General features: G+C 35.1%; 14 protein-coding genes. 7 read left to right on the top strand and 7 right to left on the bottom strand.

The genetic code is table 11. The features are described from left to right. Nucleotides 1-2: 2 nt before the first annotated feature. Nucleotides 3-458: a DUF1569 domain-containing protein gene (locus tag AA088_RS11405; protein ID WP_046745123.1), complete on the bottom strand. Its 456-nt coding sequence runs from the start codon at nt 456-458 to the stop codon at nt 3-5. Between the two features lie 164 nt (nt 459-622). On the opposite strand from AA088_RS11405, the gene radC reads away from it, so the two are divergent. From radC to AA088_RS11375, 6 genes are all read left to right on the top strand, one after another. Beyond that, nucleotides 623-1,318 (top strand): RadC family protein, encoded by a 696-nt coding sequence (radC, locus tag AA088_RS11400; protein WP_046745229.1) that lies wholly within the window; start codon nt 623-625, stop codon nt 1,316-1,318. Continuing rightward, entirely contained in the window at nt 1,318-2,610 is a 1,293-nt protein-coding gene (locus tag AA088_RS11395) for a polysaccharide deacetylase family protein (RefSeq protein WP_046745122.1), read from the top strand. Before radC ends, AA088_RS11395 begins: the two co-directional genes overlap by 1 nt. Further along, complete coding sequence (locus tag AA088_RS11390) at nt 2,594-3,277, top strand: YjjG family noncanonical pyrimidine nucleotidase (RefSeq protein ID WP_046745121.1); 684 nt, start codon at nt 2,594-2,596, stop codon at nt 3,275-3,277. Before AA088_RS11395 ends, AA088_RS11390 begins: the two co-directional genes overlap by 17 nt. A gap of 124 nt (nt 3,278-3,401) precedes the next feature. Further along, a complete protein-coding gene (locus tag AA088_RS11385; protein ID WP_046745120.1) occupies nt 3,402-3,959 on the top strand; it encodes a hypothetical protein in 558 nt (185 codons plus the stop codon). Nucleotides 3,960-3,990: 31 nt separating this feature from the next. Further along, a complete protein-coding gene (locus AA088_RS11380; protein ID WP_046745119.1) occupies nt 3,991-5,403 on the top strand; it encodes a DUF5723 family protein in 1,413 nt (470 codons plus the stop codon). Between the two features lie 135 nt (nt 5,404-5,538). Beyond that, a complete protein-coding gene (locus tag AA088_RS11375; RefSeq protein WP_046745118.1) occupies nt 5,539-6,333 on the top strand; it encodes a hypothetical protein in 795 nt (264 codons plus the stop codon). Between the two features lie 59 nt (nt 6,334-6,392). On the opposite strand, the gene AA088_RS11370 is transcribed toward AA088_RS11375, so the two are convergent. Next, nucleotides 6,393-7,670, bottom strand: coding sequence for a replication-associated recombination protein A (locus AA088_RS11370; RefSeq protein WP_046745117.1), 1,278 nt, complete (start codon nt 7,668-7,670; stop codon nt 6,393-6,395). Between the two features lie 91 nt (nt 7,671-7,761). On the opposite strand from AA088_RS11370, the gene AA088_RS11365 reads away from it, so the two are divergent. Then, nucleotides 7,762-8,520: a rhomboid family intramembrane serine protease gene (locus AA088_RS11365; RefSeq protein ID WP_046745116.1), complete on the top strand. Its 759-nt coding sequence runs from the start codon at nt 7,762-7,764 to the stop codon at nt 8,518-8,520. Between the two features lie 12 nt (nt 8,521-8,532). On the opposite strand, the gene rlmB is transcribed toward AA088_RS11365, so the two are convergent. The 5 genes from rlmB to AA088_RS11340 all read right to left on the bottom strand — a co-directional run bounded on the left by rlmB (nt 8,533) and on the right by AA088_RS11340 (nt 15,633). Then, the gene (rlmB, locus tag AA088_RS11360) at nt 8,533-9,273 is read right to left on the bottom strand and encodes a 23S rRNA (guanosine(2251)-2'-O)-methyltransferase RlmB (protein WP_046745115.1); all 741 of its coding nucleotides are present in this window, start codon (nt 9,271-9,273) and stop codon (nt 8,533-8,535) included. 65 nt (nt 9,274-9,338) lie between these two features. After that, nucleotides 9,339-10,208 carry a hypothetical protein gene (locus AA088_RS11355; protein WP_046745114.1) on the bottom strand — a complete coding sequence of 290 codons (870 nt, stop codon included), beginning with the start codon at nt 10,206-10,208 and terminating at the stop codon, nt 9,339-9,341. A gap of 11 nt (nt 10,209-10,219) precedes the next feature. Beyond that, nucleotides 10,220-11,059, bottom strand: a complete 840-nt coding sequence (locus tag AA088_RS11350; protein WP_046745113.1) for a DUF1735 domain-containing protein — start codon at nt 11,057-11,059, stop codon at nt 10,220-10,222. A 19-nt stretch (nt 11,060-11,078) separates the two neighbouring features. After that, entirely contained in the window at nt 11,079-12,503 is a 1,425-nt protein-coding gene (locus AA088_RS11345; RefSeq protein WP_046745112.1) for a RagB/SusD family nutrient uptake outer membrane protein, read from the bottom strand. Between the two features lie 10 nt (nt 12,504-12,513). Next, nucleotides 12,514-15,633, bottom strand: a complete 3,120-nt coding sequence (locus AA088_RS11340) for a SusC/RagA family TonB-linked outer membrane protein (RefSeq protein ID WP_046745111.1) — start codon at nt 15,631-15,633, stop codon at nt 12,514-12,516. Nucleotides 15,634-15,822 lie beyond the last annotated feature (189 nt).

Below are 15,822 nucleotides of genomic sequence, written 5' to 3'. Positions count from 1 at the left end.
GTTTATACGCCAAACTGTGTTAAGTGATGATCTAAATGTTTGTATTGCATTTTTCCCCATTGTTCATGTGTAAATTTTCCAAACATTGGATGCGCAGGCCATTCGGAAGTATCTTTTTTAGTGTGAAATTCTGTAACCAACGAAGAAAGTTTAGCTTTTTCTTTTTCAACATCTTTAGTTTCAGTTACCACAAAATCACCTACGGTTGGTAGATTTTTACTCCAAGGCTTATCATTATACATTAAAGGTTTATATAACTTAAAAATCAGTCGTTTCATAAAGCCAGGTTTTTTGGCACGAAGCTCACGTTGTTGCATAGAAAGCTCTAAAGGCATTTGACAATGGGTGCACATTTGCCCAACTGTCATTCGTCCCCAATGAGGAGTAGAATTTGCGGATAAATTACCAATTCTTGATTGTATTTCTGCGTGAGTTTCTTGATCAAACAAAGACTTCATAAGTGTAGTTTTGAGTTAACATAGGTGTGAATTAAAGGTACTATAATTACTAGGAATCTAAAAATAAAAACTCAAAAATTAACGCTTATACAATTTTTTCTACGCTTGTTAATTCGTTGTTCATTTCTGGAGAAAAAAGAAGTAGTTTTAAAAAAAAGAGAAACATGAAAGACCATCATTTACAATCAATCAAATATTGGTCAGAGGATGATCGTCCAAGAGAAAAGCTAGCAATAAAGGGAAAAACTGCGTTAAGTGATGCCGAATTGTTAGCTATTTTAATCCGATTAGGAAGTAAAGAAGAAAGTGCGGTTTCTTTGTCTAAGCGTATTTTAGCTTCTGTTGATGGAAATTTAAACGAGTTAGGAAAACTATCATCAGATCAGTTGCGAAAATTTAAAGGTGTAGGACTCGTGAAAGCAATAACTATCATAGCTGCTTTGGAACTTGGAAAACGCCGTCAAGTAGAAACACGAGTTGAACGTCAAAAGATTACTTCGAGTCAAATGGTATTTGAGATTATGCAGCCTATTATAGGGGAATTGCCTCATGAAGAGTTTTGGATTATTTATGTGAATAATTCTAACAAAGTTTTAAAAAAACTGCGACTGAGTCAAGGAGGTATTACAGGTACATTGGTAGATATACGATTGGTGTTAAAAACAGCTTTAGAAGTTGGTGCAGTAGCTATTATATTAGCTCACAATCATCCATCAGGAACGTTAAAAGCAAGTGCAGCAGATAAAGCAATTACAAAGAAGTTGGTGCTTGGCGCAGAAAATCTGGATATAAAGGTGTTAGACCATTTAATTATCACAGAAAAAGAGTATTTTAGTTTCGCAGACGAAAATTTACTCTAATGCTGTTAGTATACACACAAAAAATAACACCACGACTTCGGTATACATTTAAACATATAATCGCTCGAATTTTAGGAATTCCTGTGGATTTTACGACTAAAATAGAAACCTTTATTGCTCATAATGAGGTGAAAATGTCGTACGCAAAACAACCGTTAGGAGATGAATTTTTTGTGCGTTCTCAAGACTTATTGTTTGAACAAGGTATTGGAGAAGTAGATATTACAATACAATCTTGGGATGAAGTACCCTGTTTTTTTCCTACTGGAGAGAAAAGCGATATTCCGTTTGACTTTTTTGCAGCAAGTTTTTATTTATTAAGTCGCTATGAAGAGTATTTACCATATGTAAAAGATGATCATGGTCGCTTTACAGCAGGCGAAAGCTTAGCGTTTAAAAATGATTTTTTACACTTGCCTGTAGTTGATATTTGGAGTCATAAGTTTTTAAAAATATTCACAGAAGCATTTGCTGGAGTTGTTCCTGAAAATCGTTCCTTCAGTTATAAAGCACTTGTCAATATTCCTGCGGCATTTGCCTATAAAAAAAGAGGAGCAATCCGAACTATTGGAGGTTTTGTGACAGACGTGGTTCGATTAAAGTTTTCTCGTTTCCTAGAGCGTTCAGCGGTGTTGTTAGGAATGAAAGATGACCCATATGACAATTTTGAAGCTTTTATCGCATTGCATAAAAAATACCAAACAAAAGCATATTATTTTTTTCAATTGGGAAATTATGGTACTTATGATCACAATATTTCAATTTATAAAAATGTTTTTATACGCTTAATCAAAAATGTATCTGATTACAGCAAAGTTGGATTGTTGGCTTCGTATGCTTCTTTTGGAAACAACGATCAATTAAAAATTGAAAAGCAACGACTGAGCAATACAATTAATAAACCTGTAAAACGGGTTCGACAGCATTACAATATGCTCAATATGCCACAATTTTATCGCAATTTGATTGATTTAGAGTTCACTGAAGATTTTTCGATGGGATATCATAATACATTAGGGTTTCGTGCAGGTACTAGCTTTCCTTTTTACTTTTATGATATTAGTATGGAAATTCAAACACCTTTAAAAGTACAGCCCTTCTGTGTGCAATATCAAGGACAAGAAATGGAAGTGCCAACCGAAGAAATTAGCAATATGCTAACACAAGTACAAAAAGTGAATGGTACTTTTGCAGCAGTTTTTCATAATGTAGTGCTTTCCGATCGTAATGAAGCTTGGAAAGAAATGTATATTAAATTATTAAAAGAAAGCCACCATGCAACAAGTCACTGATGTTTTTTTCGATTTAGACCACACGCTTTGGGATTTCGAAAAAAATTCAGCATTAACATTCCAAAAAATATTAACAGAGAATAATGTTGCGATTGATATTGATCGTTTTTTAGAAACCTATGTGCCTATTAATTTGGAATATTGGCGCTTATTTCGAGAAGAAAAAATTTCCAAAAAAGAACTGCGGTATCAACGCTTGTCCAAAACATTTTCGACGTTACAGTATGAGGCTTCCGATGATCTGATTCACTTGTTATCGGAAGAGTATATTGCCTATCTATCTAGTTTTAATCATTTATTTGAATATACCGAAGAGTTGCTATCCTATCTGCAAAAAAAGTACACACTGCATGTTATTACCAATGGGTTTCGAGAAGTGCAACAAAAAAAAATTCATGCTTCAGGAATTCAAGATTACTTTAAACATATCATTGATTCAGAAAGTGTTCATGTAAAAAAGCCCAATCCAAAAATCTTTCATCACGCTTTAACATTAGCACAAGTAGCTCCCGAAAATGCGGTCATGATTGGAGATAGCTTTGAAGCGGATATTATCGGGGCACTCAAAGTAAATATGAGAGTTATTCACGTTGACTTTGACAAGAAGTATAATCATTTGTTGTGCCCAATTGTACATCACTTAGCTGAAATTGAAAAATATCTGTAATAAAACCCATAAAGCGTCGTTTTTTTAGTAGTTAGTTGTTCTTACAAAAGAACAAAGTATGCTTTGCTATTTGGCAAAGTGTACAAATGATTGCTAGTACGAACGTAAAACGAATTCATAAGCTTTGAAATTTATCAAAATCATTTCGGTTGTACTGATAGTTTTGCTGACTTCTTGTGTTAAAGACGTAGATTTTGAGCAAGCAGAAAACATTACTATCTCGCCAGTGCTTGAAGCAAGTTTGCTATTTTTTGATTTCCCAGCTTCGGAATTTCAAGAGCCTACGGGAACAGCAATCGTTACTGTTGGAGACGAACTTGAATTTGATATATTCAATGATGATTTTCTGCGTGACAATTTAGTTCGAACGGAATTTTTCTTTGAAATTACCAATTCAATCGATCGAACTTTTCGGGCAGATATTATCATGTACGATGAAAATGACCAAGTTGTTTATGCTTTTGATATCACTGTTTTTCCAGATGGAAATAATGAAGTAGTCACCACACATACAGAAGTTTTTGAAGATGCTTTATTGACGCAGTTACAACAAACTGTTCGGATAGAGTTGGTGTTGAGTATGTTTCCGAGTCAAACAGGTATTCCATTGGATGATAATAGTATAGGACGCATAAAAATGCGTTCTAAAGCGACTTTATTTTTTCAAATAGATAACGAATAGTAAAATTATTTCATCAGTGAAACAATTCTGTATGTTTATCGTATTCTGTTCTTGTTTTGGATTTGCCCAAAACAAACCTCTACTTTATAATTATACAGACATACCACAATCTTTATTATTAAATCCTGGGACGGAAGTTAATTATAAGTGGCATATAGGAGTGCCTTTACTATCTCATATTCATGCCAGTGCTGGAGCGTCAGGAATTTCTGTATATGATTTGTTTGCTGATAATGGAATCGATTTTAATGAAAAGCTACGTCGTGCGATATATGCTTTAGATAAGAATGATTATTTTACAATTCATCAACAATGGGAAATACTTAGTGGCGGATTTGCTTTTGGGAATTCGTATGAACCTAATAAGTATCTTTCGTTTGGTTTATATCAAGAAGCAGATATTCATGTATACTATCCGGAAGATGTGGTTATATTGGCATATGAAGGAAACCAAGCTCACATAGGTCGTGTATTTGATGTGGGACATTTAAATGGAAAAGGCGAGTTGCTTACAGTGTTACATGTAGGTATAACAACTAAGAAAAATGAAAAATGGAGCTATGGTTTTCGTGGGAAACTTTATTCGAGTTTACTAAACTTCAAGTCTACCAGCAATCGTGGAAGTTTTGTTACTACTGAAGGAAGCAACAATTTTTACAACCATATATTTGACCTTGATTTAGCATTGCAAACATCTGGATATGCTTCTTTAATTAACTTGGAAAATGATGGACAAAGTGATTGGAATCAAAAAGCAATCAAAGAATTACGAAAACGAATGCTTTTTAGTGGAAATTTAGGATTGGGTTTAGATCTCGGGTTTACATTTCATCCAGCAGAACAATGGACTATTACTGGAAGTATACAAGATTTAGGGTTTATTTATCATTCAAAAGATGTGGAAACTTATACAATCAAAGGACAGTATGCTTACGAAGGGGTGAATCCATTGTTTCCTAACAATGGTTCTGGACAAACAGCTGATGAGTACTGGCAAGAAATTACCGATAATTTTGAAAATCTTTTTGAATATGACACCATCACAAATCCTTATATAGCATGGCGTTCTCCTAAAATTAATGGTTCTGTTGCTTATCAATATGGCAAAAAAATAATGGAAGAATGTAACTGTACTGCAGATGATGGAGATTATTTGAATGAAGTTGGATTGCATTTGTTTGGAATAGGACGTTCTAGACGACCACAATTTGCCTTAAGTGCTTTTTATAAAAAACAACTTTTTTCCTTTCTAAGTGGGAAACTTTCGTATACGGTTGATGGCTTTTCTAAAACCAATGTGGGCGTGGGTTTGTCAGCACACATAGGAAACATGAATTTATATTTCATGGCAGCAAACATATTTGAATATTCAAACCTTGCCAAAGCTAACTATGCTTCGCTACAACTAGGATTTAATTATATTTTTCCGATAGAGAAAAAGTAATGATTCCAATAAAATGCTTAATTTGTAAGCCAAATCGTTAAAAGTATACACGTCATAAATAATAAGTTGAAAATATGACAAACTAGCATAGTAATTGATGTGTATGCTAACGTATAATCATATAAAATTGAACAGATGAAACGTTTTTTAGCAAGTGTAGTATTTCTTTTGATCTCTTTTTCTTGTTTATCTCAAGATTTGAATCAGTACAAATATGCTGTAATTCCTTATAAAATGGACTTTTTAAGTAAGCATAATCAATATCGTGTGAATAGTTTGGTACGCTATTTATTCAAAAAAGAAGGGTTTGAAGTTCTTTATAATACGGAAAAACTACCTGCTGATTTAGTGGAAAATCGCTGTTTGGCTTTGTATGTTGATATTAACAACGATTCAAGCATTTTTATCACCAAAATGGCGTTTGTGCTTCGTGATTGCACAAATAAAACGATATTAGAAACTTCCTTTGGACGTACAAAAATAAAAGCATATGAAAAGGCTTATAATGTAGCTTTAAAAGAAGCTTTTAGAGATATAGAAATGAAAAACTATACATACCAACCTAAGAAAAAGGAGGTAGTAGAAGTAGTAGTTGACAAAAAAGAAGAAACACCCAAAGTACAAGAAAACGTTACTATTACGGTAACGGAAGAAAAACTTCCAGTTCAGAAAACTGAGACAAAAACTGAGACTACTCTTACAGTAGTAGAAACGTCAAAAATGATGCTATATGCACAGCCTATTGAAAATGGGTATCAATTAGTAGATAGCACTCCAAAAGTGGTAATGGTTCTTTTAAAAACAGGAGTGCCAAATGTATATTTGGTAAAAGGTCAAGATGCCAGCGTATACAAGGAAGATGGAAAATGGTTTTTATCGACTGCGACTAGCGATGGAAATGTAAAATCTGAATTAAAAGTGAAGTTCTAGGTATAAAACCAAACTCTTTTAAGCTTAGGGCACATATTTTTTAAGTGGTAATATAGGTCTTAGTAGTCATATTTATCTTGCCAACGATTCTTTAAAAAATCGCGCAAACTTTTCTCTCTTGGATTGTTCCCTGGATCGTATATTTTTGTATTAGCAATCTCATCAGGCAAATATTCTTGAGCGACAAAATTATGGTTATAATCATGTGAATATTTATAATCTTCACCATAACCAAGATCTTTCATTAGTTTGGTAGGAGCATTTCTTAAATGAAGAGGAACTGACAAATCACCTGTTTCTCTAACAATGGATTGTGCTTTCTTAATAGCCATGTAGGATGCATTACTTTTAGGCGAAGTGGCCAAATATACAGCGCATTGGCTTAAAATAATACGAGCTTCTGGATATCCAATAATAGAAACTGCTTGAAACGTATTGGTAGCAATCACTAAAGCTGTTGGATTCGCAATTCCAATATCTTCACTTGCGGAGATTAGCATTCTTCTAGCAATAAATTTTACATCTTCACCACCTTCAATCATTCGTGCAAGCCAATATACCGCTGCATTTGGATCACTTCCACGAATAGATTTAATAAAAGCAGAAATAATATCATAATGTTGTTCACCTGTTTTATCATATAGCACTGTATTTTTTTGAACACGACTTGTTACAAGATTATTTGTAATTTCAATCTCATCTTTTGCTTCCGAATTAATCAAAAGTTCAAAAATATTTAAGAGCTTTCGAGCATCACCGCCTGATAATTTTAACAGAGCCTCGGTTTCTGTTAATTTAATTTGTTTTTTTGAAAGCTGAACATCCTCTCTAATTGCGCGTTTTAACAACTTTATTAGATCATTTTTTCCAAAAGGGTTCAAAACATACACCTGACAGCGTGATAGCAAAGCAGGAATTACCTCAAAGCTTGGATTTTCTGTGGTTGCACCAATAAGTGTAACCCAACCTTTTTCAACTGCTCCCAATAAGGAATCCTGTTGCGATTTGCTAAACCTATGAATCTCATCAATAAAAAGGATTGGATTTTTTGTGGTAAAAAGACCATTCTCTTGTTTCGCACGTTGAATCACTTCGCGAACTTCTTTGACTCCAGAACTAATTGCACTTAATGTATAAAAAGGACGTTGTGAGGTTGTCGCAATAATATTAGCCAGCGTAGTTTTTCCAGTTCCAGGAGGTCCCCAAAGTAGGAGAGAAGGTATGATTCCTTGTTTAATCTGATTAGTCAGGACACCTGTTTCTCCTACCAAATGTTCTTGGCTAATATATTGTTCTAATGTTTTAGGACGAATTCGTTCTGCTAAAGGTTCATTCATAAGTTAAAGGTAAACTATTGCAAATTAAGTGACAATTTTTCATGTGTGCTAGACTTGGCTAATTTTTTGACAAATAGATATAAATTAAAGTATGAAGTCTACACAGAAACCATTCATTTTTACACCCGAAGTGTTATTGCTTCCATTTCTATTTATAATGGTTATATGGCTTGTGTATTGGAGTGAAATTCGATTTGGGTTTCGCTTGAATGATTATGGCGTGTATCCACGAACCGTAAGAGGATTGAGAGGCGTTTTTTTGAGCCCATTTATTCATGGTAGTATGAATCACTTGTGGAATAATACTATTCCTCTTTTTTTATTGAGTGCAGCAGTTATATACTTTTATCGATCACAACGTTGGGTGATTTTTTTAATCGGTTTGCTTGGCTCAGGAATACTGACATGGCTCATTGGAAGAGAAGCTAATCATATTGGGGCAAGCGGTTTTATTTATGTTTTAATGAGTTTTCTTTTTTTCAAAGGAATTATTACTAGATATTATCGATTTGTAGCAGTTTCGTTAATTATTATGTTTGTTTATGGAGGAATGTTATGGTATTTATTTCCAATAGAACCTCACATTTCTTGGGAAGGACATCTAGGAGGGTTTATCACAGGTTTTCTATTAGCTGTTTTTCTTCCAGGAGTATATACCAAAGATACGTATGAATGGGAAAAAGAAGAGTTTGTTCCAGAAGATGATCCGTTTATGCGGCATTTTGATGAGCATGGAAACTTTATTGAAACCCTACCAGACGAAATTGAAGAAGAGTCAACAAGTACGACAAACCCTTCTATCAAAATACAATATATCTATTCAAATAAAAATATAGATGCTGAAGAATAGTATAGTAACTATTTACGATATGCGTTGACGAACAACTTCATACAAAAAAGCTCCACAAGCTACAGAAACGTTTAATGAAGTTATTTCTCCTAATATTGGGAGTTTTGCTTGTTGGTCGACAATTTTTAAAACAGAAGGAGAAACACCTTTTCCTTCAGATCCCATAACTATGGCAATGGGAACTTTAAAATCTATATCATATAAAGTTTCTTTTGCTTTCTCAGTAGCAGCCACTACATGAATGCCTGAGCTTTGTAAGTGATATATAGCATCTTTTATATGATCAACTTTGCATATTGGCATCTTAAATATGGCACCGGCAGAAGTTTTTACGGCATCTGCATTTACAGGAGCACCTCCTTTTTTCTGGATTATAATTCCATGTACACCTGTACATTCAGCAGTTCGTATAATAGCGCCAAAATTACGTACGTCGCTGAGTTGATCTAATACAAGGAATTTAGGAATTTCTCCAGATTCTATTACGTTCAATACTAAAGAATCAAGTTCGTAAAAGGTAACTGGCGAAATGAAAGCCACGACGCCTTGATGATTCTTTTTGGTAAGTCTGTTAAGCTTCTCTGAAGGAACAAAAGAAGTACTAATAGCATTGGAACGTAGCAATTGATCCAATTCATTAAATAATTCACCTCGTAATCCTTTTTGAAGGAAAACTTTATCAATAGTTTTTCCCGAGTTTATAGCTTCTATAACAGCTCTGATACCGAATATTTGTGTTTCATTTTTTTGCATGTGACAAATATAAACTAAAAAAACCACCCAATTGGGTGGTTTTTATGATGTATATCTCTGTTTTTTTAGTCACAGTAAGATACTGGTAATTCTCCAGCAGGCTCGTCAATACCAGCAGCATATAACAATGTACCGTCTGGCTTGTAGATTTCGAAACTGATTTCTCCCCAGTTATCTCCAGGAAAGTTCCAAACAGCTCCAACTACGTCTGAAGTAATTTCAATAGTTGTTGTAGCATCAAAGAAAGATGTACTTGCAGGTCCAGTACAAGCACCATCACCTAAGAAAGTCCCAGCTGCTGATGCGTAAGGAGAACACATACCAAATTCAATAACACTTTCTTCACCATCAACATTTGTAGTAACTACAGTAATACCAGATCCTCCGTTTGGATCGTCTGTTTGCCATCCATCTCCATATGAATCGTGCATGTCAATAGTGTATATTCCGATTGGAGGCTCACCACCACATAGTAAGTTAACTCTGTGAACGATTGGAGCACTTCCGTCAGACAATCCTACAGAAGCACCTCCTGTAGCACTAGTCAATTCGATATCAAAAACTACATCTCCGTTAGTAATCAATGTAGCTACCGCATCAGTTAATATATCAAAAGTGATTGTAGTTCTGTTAGTATTTGCCATAATAGTAGCAGAAGAACCAAGACCAGAAACTACAGATGAAGCTTCCCCTTGTATATTAACTATGTTATAGTTTACAGTTATTGTCTGACCGTTAATAGGAGCAGTGTAATTGATTGGAACAGTAACATCTGTTGTTCTTGATGTTACAGCAACAGTTGTTTCTGTGCTTGGGAACTCAACCCATCCAGACTCAGGGTTAGATTGAAATCTACCAGCAGAATCATCACTTACACAACTAAATGTAAGTACCGCTACTACAGGTAAAATGAAAAATTTTATAAGTTTTTTCATAACAATATTAATTATAATTTAGTTAATGTATAAGTAGTCGTAGCTACTGAACCACAGATTTCTCCAGTATCTTCAGCAAAGATAAGCGTCATAGACGTATCATCTCCAACTGTGTAAGAACCAGGTGATGGAGAAGGTCCGAATGCGATAGATCCACCACATCCAACTCCAGAAACTTGTCCAGAAGGAATACCATTAGAAACAGTAGTTCCACAAACTAAGCTGAAAGAGAAGTCTACAGGAGGATTAGAGAATCCGAAAGCTGGATAAAACTTCACATTGAAAATTCTTTCCGTAGAAGCAGTTCCAGGTGCTAAGTCTACATTTACTCCAGTACCCATTGCTGGAGAAAATCCAGCAGCAGGAATACCTCCTGAAACGAAATCTAATCTATATGTTCCAACAGCGAAAGTTGAAGCAATAGGGCAAATTTCAACAATATTTACAGTATGAACTCGAGTGCTTCCAACACCGCCATCAACTGAATCAATCTTTAATGCTAAAGTTTCTCCAGCAGTAGTTAGTCCATCATCTATACCAGTAACAGTTAATGTACCGAAGTACTCATTAGCTGGGATAGTAACAGTAGAAGGGAATGAGTACATTCCACTTGTAGCAGTTGTATTATCAGCATCAACTGATACAGCAACAGTTCTAGCAGAAGTAGAAATAGTACTTACACCGACAGAGATATCAATAGAATTTTCGCTATTGATCTCTACTTCTAATGTAGACGAGGTTCCATTGAAGTAAGCCAAAGTTTGGTTACCATCATATATTGGTGATTGAGTTTCTTCACAAGAAGTGAACATAAATAATGCACCAATGAGAAGTATTGCGATTTTTTTCATTACTTTCTTTTTTTAGTTATTAGTATCCAGAGTTCTGAACCATGTTAGGGTTTGCGTTGATCTCAGTTTGTGGTATTGGGAAAGTAAATTTCTCAGATGAAACTGGTAATGAACATGGAACACCACCTTGGCAATCGAATGCATCTCTTTCAATACCTTCATTTAAGATATTTCTATATCTTTTAATATCAAGATATCTGAAACCTTCAAAACATAACTCTAATCTTCTTTCATCTTTAATGTCAGCAATAGCTTGGTTTAAAGAAGTATAAGTAGCTGTTGTTTGAGCAGATCCAAATCTAGCAGTTCTGATAGCATTTACATCTGCTGCTGCAGCTGCAAAATCAGGAGCTGCTTTTCTAGCATGTGCTTCAGCTCTAATTAAATACATCTCAGAAAGTCTCATTGCTTTGTAGTCGTTGATGTAGTTAGTATCAGCTCCAGCAGGATATTTTCCGATAGTTAATACAGGAGGGTTAGCACCTGGATCACTAGAAGGGTCAACTGCTACTGAACGACGAACGTCACCAATTGCAAAAGCATTGAATAATTCAGTAGACATTTCAATAAAGTTTCCTCCAGTTCCAGTAAAGATCCAGTTGAAAGCAATACTAGCGTTATTTCCTTGAACATTGTCAAACTTGAAGATAACTTCAGTTGTGTCAGTGTCACCATTGAACATAGCTGCATACTGAGTTTGATTAGCTAATGAATAGCTAGAAATCAATGTGTTTGCATTAGTAATAGCAGTATTGTAATCACCACTGTAAAGAGCAACTCTAGCTCTTAAGAAAGTAATGAAATCTAAAGTAGCATAGTTCTTATCAGTTGAACTAGATGGCATTAAGCTAGCTGCTAATGTTAAATCATTTTCAATTTCAGTTAATACTTCACCTACTGTTTGTCTTGCAGGTAAATCTGAAGTTGAAACAGTGTTTTGATAAAATACACCTAATGAAGAAGGGTTTAATAAGTCTTCAGCATAGTATGTTAATAAATCGTGGTGTAAGTATGCTCTAAAAGCATAACATTGAGCTAATACGTTGTTATAACGATCTGTATCAGCAGCACTTGGAGTAATAGTTGATGCTCCTGCTAACACACGGTTAAAGTTGTTGATAGCATTGTATCTGTCTCCCCAAGTTCCTTGGTCACCAGTTTGAGAGTTCAAAATTTGGTTTAACAAGTTTAATTGTTGACCTCCGTTATCACCACCTAATCTTGCGTTATCAGTAAAGATAGAGTTGAAGGCTAGTAAACTCGCTTGTCCACCACCACGGTTGATGCTGTTAATTGCTCCACGCAATCCTGCTTCTAAGTCATTTACACTTTGATAAGCGGTTTCTTCAACCAAACTATCTACAGGAAAACGTTCTAATTGGTCATCACAACTTACTGTAAAAAGTAAGCTAACAATAATTGGTATTAGAAAATATTTTTTCATTTTTTATTTTTTAAAAGTTTAAGTCAAATCCTAAAGAGAATGTTCTTGGCACTGGATAGTCGAAGAAACCAGTACTTTGGTTACTTTCAGGATCAAATCCTCTCCATTTTGTCCATGTTACTAAGTTTGTACCTTGTACATATACTCTTAGTCCAGAAAGAACATTTGTTTTTTCTAAGATTTTAGGGTCAACTGAATATGATAATGTAACGTTTCTTAAACGTAAGAATGATGCATCTTCAAGATATCTATTTCCGTCTACAGCACGTAACCCTCCAAAAGCTAATGAAGGAATGTCAGTGATTTGACCTGGAGTAGTCCAAGCATTAAGCAATGATGTAGACATGTTAGCGAAACCTGCTAAACCTGAATCCTCAATAATTGCTAATGAACTGTTTTCTCTATATCTATCTGCTACAAATGAGAATAATGAACTTAATGTAAATCCTTTGTAAGTGATGTCAGCTCCGAAACCACCAGTGTAAGTTGGATCAAAGTTCTTGTCTAAGTATACTTGGTTTGCTGGGTCAAATACGTTTGTAATGTTTCCATTAGCGTCTAAGTATAATGGTTGACCGTTAGAAGGATCAACTCCAGCCCATCTTACGTTGTTCCAAGTAAATGCAGCACGTCCTTCAGCAACACGAAGAGTGTTTCCTGTAAATCCAACTGGTAATTCTTCAACAACGTTTTTGTTGTAGTTTGCGTTACCGTGAACTCTAATAGACCATGGGTTACTTTCAGACTTTCTTAATACGTCATAAGATAATTGTAAATCAATACCTCTGTTTCTCATGCTACCTACGTTAGCAATTACTTGAGAGTATCCAGTTCCTGCTAATGATAATGGTTTGTTGTTAGAGAATAACTCATCAGTTAAGAAGTCATAATAATCAAACTCACCTGTTAATCTGTTATTCCATAATCCGAAACTTAAACCAACGTTGAATTGCTTAGAAGTTTCCCACTTAATATCTTCATCAACTAAAGTACCTAAACTGTATCCAGTAGCTAATTGATAGCTAGGTCCAGCATTTACTGTTTGAAGACCTTGGTAACGGCTTCCAATGTTTTGGTTACCAACAACCCCGTAACTAGCTCTTAATTTTAAGATAGAAATGAAGTCAACATTGCTCATGAAATCTTCGTTGTCAATATTCCAACGACCTGCTACCGACCAGAATGTACCAGTAGAGTTTTTAGGGAAACGAGAAGTTTGGTCACGTCTGATTGTACCATCTAAACCGTATTTTCCGTCCCAATCTAAAGATAAAGTTCCGAATAACGAAGCTAAAGCAAGTTCAGTTTCTGATGAAGCAACACCTGGAATGTAGTTGTAAACAGCATCTTCTGGATCATCAACACCGTCATTGTTTGAATCTGCAGGGTATTCAACTGTGTTACCAGCTGTGAAACCACTACCAGAACCTGGTAAAGCAGGGTTTAAACCGAAAGCAGTAAATCCAGCAGACTGAGTGTTAGAGTAGTTGTACTCTCCGTATACAGTTGCAGTTAAGTTTAACTTGTCTGTGATATCATTTTGGTATCTTAAGAAAGCGTTAGTAATAAAGTTAGCATCTCTAAAGAATGTTTCACTTTGAGAACCTTTCTCTTCAGAACCTTGGTTTGGAGTAATTAAACCTCTAATACTTCCTGGAGTAGTAATCTGTAATAATTCGATATTTGTATAGTCAATACCAACAGAACCTCCAATAGTTAAGTTTTTAGCAAAGTTGTAATCCGCAGAAATACTACCTACAGCTTTAAATTCACTTTCTTGATCAGTATTTAATCTAGCAGTGTTCAATGCAAGGAACGCAGTGTTTACAAATCCGTTAGCACCACTAGCGTTAACAGAACCATCAGGATTAAGTGCACCACTTCGTTGCGTACCAACGATGTTAAGACTACCATCAGGATTGTAAGGCGACAAGTAAGGTAAACCAATGTATGGTACAATGAATGGGTTGTCTAACTGACCTCCAGTATTGTTTCCTCTTGTTGCATCAACGATAAAGTTACTCACAGAGTAGTTTAATGTCAAATTAGTAGCATAGTTAAATTTCTTGCTGTTTGAACTTCCATTAAAGTTATTTCTGAAAGAAAAACGCTTTAAATCACTACCTAATGTGATACCTTCTTGCTTGAAGTATTGTAAAGATGTATAAGAACTAGTGTTTTCATTACCAGTAGAAACACTCATTTCGTGAGAAAGTGTAGTTCCTTGTTGGAAGAAAATATCTGACCAGTTCGTATTTGTTTGTGCAGCGATAGCTGCAATTTGAGTATCTGTTAATGAATCACCAAATTGGTTACCTGGTAATAAATTCTTTTGGAAGTTTAAGAACTGACTAGCGTTCATTACTTCGAATCTAGTTTTAGGCTTTACAGCTACACCGTAAAGAGTTCTATACTGAATATTAACTCCAGAACCTTTCTTACCTTTCTTTGTAGTAACAAGTACCACACCTCCTGCACCTCTGTTACCATAGATAGCAGTTGCAGCAGCATCTTTCAATACAGATAAAGACTCGATGTCATTTTGGTTTAAACTTCTAAAGTTATCTTGATCTACAGGTACACCGTCAATAACGAATAAAGGCTCGATATCTCCTTGTAAAGAGTTACGACCTCTAATGATAATTGTTGCTGATTGTCCTGGTTGACCTGAACCTGTACTTACGTTTACACCAGCTGCAGCACCTTGAAGTACCTGGTCTAAAGAGTTAATTGGCACCTGCTCAATAGTAGCACCATCAACTGTAGCAATTGCAGATGCTACTTTAGCGCTGTTTACGGCACCACCGTATGCAACTACAGTAACAGCTTCTAATTGCTCACCTGGCTTTAATTGTACATTAACAGTACTAGAGGTAATTTTTACTTCTTGAGTAGCATATCCTACATAACTAAATACAAGCGTTTGCCCGATATTAGCTTGGATAGAGTATTCTCCGTCGAAGTTTGTAGATTTACCTTTGGTTGTACCTTTGACCAAAACAGTTGCTCCTGGTAACGGTAGACCGGTGTCATCGGTCACTATACCTGAGACAGTCTGTTGTTGCGCAAACAGAATTTGCACAAATAACGCTAAGAAAAGCGTTAGAATTCCACTAAACTTTGTTCTCATTTTTTTAATTTATTTGAATTAGCTATCGCCAAAAATCCTAATTATATGTTAATAATCCAATTTTTTTTTCTTAAAAATGCTTGAGTAGCCCTGTTTTTTTTGAAAAAGAGGATTTATTATTGGCTGTATTAGAAAGGTATTGAGGTAGAAATGAGCATGATGCAGAGTAAAAACATAGAAAAATATCAA

Origin of the sequence: Kordia zhangzhouensis (assembly GCF_001005305.1) — a bacterium.
GTDB lineage: Bacteria > Bacteroidota > Bacteroidia > Flavobacteriales > Flavobacteriaceae > Kordia > Kordia zhangzhouensis.
Note: the sequence above shows the minus strand (reverse complement) of the source record. Positions and strands in the feature narration are given on the sequence as shown.

What these genes read in the sequence shown, in the direction of transcription:
- AA088_RS11405 (WP_046745123.1), bottom strand. Translation starts at nt 458, where the DNA reads ATGAAGTCTTTGTTTGATCAAGAAACTCACGCAGAAATACAATCAAGA.
- AA088_RS11380 (WP_046745119.1), top strand. Translation starts at nt 3,991, where the DNA reads ATGTTTATCGTATTCTGTTCTTGTTTTGGATTTGCCCAAAACAAACCT.
- AA088_RS11350 (WP_046745113.1), bottom strand. Translation starts at nt 11,059, where the DNA reads ATGAAAAAAATCGCAATACTTCTCATTGGTGCATTATTTATGTTCACT.
- radC (WP_046745229.1), top strand. Translation starts at nt 623, where the DNA reads ATGAAAGACCATCATTTACAATCAATCAAATATTGGTCAGAGGATGAT.
- AA088_RS11375 (WP_046745118.1), top strand. Translation starts at nt 5,539, where the DNA reads ATGAAACGTTTTTTAGCAAGTGTAGTATTTCTTTTGATCTCTTTTTCT.
- AA088_RS11370 (WP_046745117.1), bottom strand. Translation starts at nt 7,670, where the DNA reads ATGAATGAACCTTTAGCAGAACGAATTCGTCCTAAAACATTAGAACAA.
- rlmB (WP_046745115.1), bottom strand. Translation starts at nt 9,273, where the DNA reads ATGCAAAAAAATGAAACACAAATATTCGGTATCAGAGCTGTTATAGAA.
- AA088_RS11345 (WP_046745112.1), bottom strand. Translation starts at nt 12,503, where the DNA reads ATGAAAAAATATTTTCTAATACCAATTATTGTTAGCTTACTTTTTACA.
- AA088_RS11395 (WP_046745122.1), top strand. Translation starts at nt 1,318, where the DNA reads ATGCTGTTAGTATACACACAAAAAATAACACCACGACTTCGGTATACA.
- AA088_RS11390 (WP_046745121.1), top strand. Translation starts at nt 2,594, where the DNA reads ATGCAACAAGTCACTGATGTTTTTTTCGATTTAGACCACACGCTTTGG.
- AA088_RS11355 (WP_046745114.1), bottom strand. Translation starts at nt 10,208, where the DNA reads ATGAAAAAACTTATAAAATTTTTCATTTTACCTGTAGTAGCGGTACTT.
- AA088_RS11365 (WP_046745116.1), top strand. Translation starts at nt 7,762, where the DNA reads ATGAAGTCTACACAGAAACCATTCATTTTTACACCCGAAGTGTTATTG.
- AA088_RS11340 (WP_046745111.1), bottom strand. Translation starts at nt 15,633, where the DNA reads ATGAGAACAAAGTTTAGTGGAATTCTAACGCTTTTCTTAGCGTTATTT.